The 3,980-nt window shown below is 63.4% G+C and carries 4 protein-coding genes; 1 reads left to right on the top strand and 3 read right to left on the bottom strand.

The features are described 5' to 3' along the window. Nucleotides 1-132: 132 nt before the first annotated feature. The 3 genes from coxB to ABI660_RS23165 form a co-directional block, all read right to left on the bottom strand. The gene (coxB, locus tag ABI660_RS23175) at nucleotides 133-1,272 is read right to left on the bottom strand and encodes a cytochrome c oxidase subunit II (RefSeq protein ID WP_348072576.1); all 1,140 of its coding nucleotides are present in this window, start codon (nucleotides 1,270-1,272) and stop codon (nucleotides 133-135) included. A 206-nt stretch (nucleotides 1,273-1,478) separates the two neighbouring features. After that, nucleotides 1,479-2,039, bottom strand: a complete 561-nt coding sequence (locus tag ABI660_RS23170; RefSeq protein ID WP_348072574.1) for a DUF2244 domain-containing protein — start codon at nucleotides 2,037-2,039, stop codon at nucleotides 1,479-1,481. Between the two features lie 83 nt (nucleotides 2,040-2,122). Next, complete coding sequence (locus tag ABI660_RS23165) at nucleotides 2,123-3,022, bottom strand: biotin synthase (RefSeq protein ID WP_348072572.1); 900 nt, start codon at nucleotides 3,020-3,022, stop codon at nucleotides 2,123-2,125. Between the two features lie 35 nt (nucleotides 3,023-3,057). Here ABI660_RS23165 and ABI660_RS23160 point away from each other — a divergent pair, with 35 nt between their 5' ends. Then, the gene (locus ABI660_RS23160; protein ID WP_348072570.1) at nucleotides 3,058-3,789 is read left to right on the top strand and encodes a ComF family protein; all 732 of its coding nucleotides are present in this window, start codon (nucleotides 3,058-3,060) and stop codon (nucleotides 3,787-3,789) included. Nucleotides 3,790-3,980: the final 191 nt, after the last annotated feature.

Here is a 3,980-nt window from a genome sequence, read left to right as displayed (position 1 = left end):
TGGTCTAGAACTGCACTCATCTTGGCTTCCTTTGGTGGCTTGTGCCTGTAGCTTTGTCTTTACGGCAGGCCCGGAGGGCCTTGTCGGCTGTACTTGAAATCTGTGGGAGTAGTCGGCTGTGGACGGCCTGGCTTATTTCCGAGCTGCCATCACTTCAGAAGGCTGGACGAGCTGGCCGGTCTGGTTGGACCAGTTGTTCTTGGTATAGGTGGCCACCGCTGCCAGGTCGGTGTCGCTCAGCGCTTTCCAGGAAGGCATTGCACCGCCGGCTGCGCCGTTCAGCAGAATCTGGATCTGCTTGCCGTGATCTTTGTCCGCCACGATAGCAGAGCCGTCCAGCGGCTTGATTGGGCCGGCACCCTTGCCGTTGGCCTGGTGGCAGGCAGCGCAATTGGCTGCGTAGACTTTTTCGCCGCGCGCTTTCAGCTCGGGCAAGGCCCAGACCTTGGAAGGATCATCGGCCTTGGCGGCGGCTTCCTTGACCTTGACGCCAACCCATTTGCTGTAGTCCTCTGCGGAGAGAACCTTTACATGGATAGGCATGTAGGCGTGTTCCTTGCCGCACAGCTCGGCACACTGGCCGTAGTAGTCGCCGATTTTTTCGGGACGGAACCAGGTGTCGCGCACGAAACCGGGAATGGCATCCTGCTTGATGCCGAAAGCCGGCACCATGAAGGCATGGATCACGTCGCTGGCCGTGGTGATGATGCGAATCTTGCGGTCGACAGGCACCACCAGCGGATTGTCCACCTTGAGCAGGTAATCGTCCGGGGCTTCACCCTTGGCCGGGCCGCCATTGTTGGACATTTCCCGGTGGGTGCTGTCCAGGGTCGAGACAAATGCGATGCCTTCGCCCTCGCCCTTGATGTAGTCATAGCCCCACTTCCACTGCAAGCCGGTAGCCTTGATGGTCAGGTCGGCGCCGGTGGTGTCCTTGGAGGCCACCAACACCTTGGTGGCCGGCAGGGCCATCAGGATCACGATGACGAAGGGAACAATGGTCCAGATGATCTCAACCGTGGCGGACTCGTGAAAATTGGCCGATTTGTGGCCCACGGACTTGCGGTGCTTCCAGATGGAATAAAACATCACACCGAACACCGCCAGAAAAATGATCAGGCAGATGATCATCATGAACCAGTGCAGCCAGTGCTGCTCTTCGGCAATTTTGGTGACAGCCGGGTGCAGATTCAGCTGGTTGACGGCCGGGCCGCCGGGCAGGTCATTGACCGCGTAGGCTGCGGTACTCATCCAGGCGGCCAGCGAGGCCATAAAGGCAGCCAGCTTGCGATTCGCTTGCAGGGCCAGGGATGTCAAAACTGCGCCTGCTTGCTTCATGCCTGACCCTATTGTTGTGCGTACGTTCATCGTGATCACTATTAATGCCTCAATTACCGACTGATTAAGCGGCTGATTATAAAGTCAGCCCCGACGACGCCCGGGTGCCCCCCGACCCGGTACCCCGCCATCCGCGCGACTCAAGCGTCGCGCAAAGCGTGCCGGAGCTCCCGCGCCAGCGCCGGCCGCAACTCCGGACGCACGTGCCGCCCTACCCTGACCGATCGGCCCTGGCCCGATACCTCGATCAGCGAGCCGTCGCCGCTTCTGGGTTCGACACGCACCCACTCGCGGTTGAACTCTGCCCGCTCAAGACGCCCCGCGCTCTCCAGTTCCACCACCAGGCGTTCCCCCTGTAGGACGATGCGTTCGCCGTCCGTGGCATGCCGGGCATAGACCCAGAATGCAGCGCCCACCGCCAGGAGTTCCAGCCACGTAAAAATCATCACCATTTTTGCGCCCTGTGCCCAGAAGAAACCCGCGATGCCCAGAGACACCAGGCACAGCGAGACGTATAACCACAGCAGCTGGGCCGGCGTCACCGAACAGTTGCGCTTAAGCAGCCACTGCACAGCCTGCTGGCCCTGACCGCCCTGGCCTGCTGTTGTGAAACGGAACGCGGGGTTGGTGTGCGACACGAAGCAGCGCCCAAAAAATTGCCGCCGGTCATACGCTTTCGGCGGCTTGTTGCGCGGGAACATACCCAAAATTCGACTTTGGATTGTAGCCGGGTTTACCCCGTGTAGAGCCATGCCGAGTAGCCCCCCGGCGCGCCCTGCGGGCCTCAGGAGCCGCCGCGCGACCCCTGCAGCATGGCGCGCATGTCCTGGACCGACACCGCGCTTTGCGCACTGACCCTGATTTTCGGCGGCGCCTTGAGCGCATGGCCGTAAATGACCTCGAAGGTCAGCGTGAACCGCCCGTCTGCCTGACGCGGCAGATGTTGCGTCAGCGCCTGCAGCAGCCGCGCCCGCCACATCCGTCCGCGCAAGGCGGGGAAGCGCCCTGGATGAAAATTGCGGCCCAGCTCGCGCAGCTCCTGCAGCATGCGCTGCGGTGTTTCGTAGGTCAGCGTGATGCGCTCCATGTCCATCACCGGTTCGGAAAAACCGGTTTGCACCAGCATGTCGCCCCAGTCATGCATGTCGGTCAGTTCATGGCCGGCCGGCGGCCAGCCCAGCGCCTGGTAAACCGCGCGCAGTTCGCGCGCGCTGTCGGGGCCGAGACAGGAGAACATCAGGAAACCGCCGACATGAAGCGCCTCGTGCCAGCGCGCCAGCAGGGCTTGCGGATCGGCTGCCTCGTGCAGCGCCATGTTGGCCCAGAGCATGTCCACACTGGCAGCGGGCGGTGCTTCAACATGCAGAGCCGGCGCGCGCCAGCGCTTTGGGTTCCACCAGGGCATTGCTATCTTATCGATAGCTACTTGCGCATACTGCTTCTGGGCTTCAGCCACAAAACACGTTGCATTTGAATATTTTTCGGCAAGCTGGCGATGCGCCTGCAAGCCCCCGCGTACGGCGCCCCAGTGGGCCCAGGCCTGCGGCTGGAGCTTGATCCACTGCAACCGGTCCTGCATGCGTTGCGCCACTTCCTCATGCAGCCAGGGCGATGCCGCTGGCGCCACGCGCTGCCAGCGGGCAACAGCGATCGGATCCAGGGTCGGCGGGCGGTCGTTGGGCATGAAGAGTGAAGAAGGAGAGCGCCGAGTATATTGACATGATGTCGCTGCGCCTGCTCCACCCGGCCTCTTTCGTGCTGCAAAACCTGGCCAGCCAGTGCGCGGTATGCCACAGCTGGCCGGCACGCCGTCTCTGCGCCCCGTGCGTCGCGCGCTTTGCCCAGCCCCTGGCGCGCTGCCGCACGTGTGCGCTGAGTCTGTCCACCGGCCTGGACCAATGCGCCGCCTGCGTCCGCCAGCCACCACCGCTGCATGCCTGTTTCGCCGCCGTCACCTATGCCTACCCCTGGTCGGATCTGGTGGCAGACTACAAATTCGGCCATGACCCGGCCTGGGCCTCACTGTTTGCAAGCCTGCTGATGCAGACGCCAGGCGTCGCCGCAAGCCTGGCTGCCCTGCAAGCAAATGACTGGCTGCTGCCTCTGCCGCTGTCGGCTGAGCGGCTGCAGACCCGTGGTTTCAACCAGTCTTGGGAACTGGTGAAGGCGCTGGGCCGCCAAAGCGGCACATTGGCCGCGGCCGACCCCCGGCTGCTGCTGCGCATCAGGAATACACCGCCCCAGTCCCAGCTCAAGCGCGAAGCGCGGCTCCAGAATGTCAGAGTCGCATTTGTGGTGGAGCCTCTGCGCGTGCCCGAGCTGAAAGGCCGCCGTGTGCTGCTGGTCGACGATGTGATGACCAGCGGTGCCTCGCTGTTTTCCGCCGCGCAGGCCTTGCTGGATGCAGGCGCCGCACAGGTAACCGGTGTCGTGTTCGCGCGGACTGAATAAAGCCCCCACGGTTGCTCACTGCGTGTAGCGCCCTGCCCCCCGAGGGGGCCGCTGCGCCTGCGGCCCGGCAGAGCCGGACCCGCGGCCCCTGCTTGAAAAAAGAGAAGCGCCCCCACGCTTGTCACTTCGTGTACTGCGCTGCCCCCCGAGGGGGCGCTGCGCCTGCGGACTGGCGAAGCCAGATCCGCGGC

Source organism: Polaromonas sp. (assembly GCF_039930745.1).
In the GTDB taxonomy this organism is placed as follows: Bacteria; Pseudomonadota; Gammaproteobacteria; order Burkholderiales; family Burkholderiaceae_C; genus Polaromonas.
Note: the sequence above shows the minus strand (reverse complement) of the source record. Positions and strands in the feature narration are given on the sequence as shown.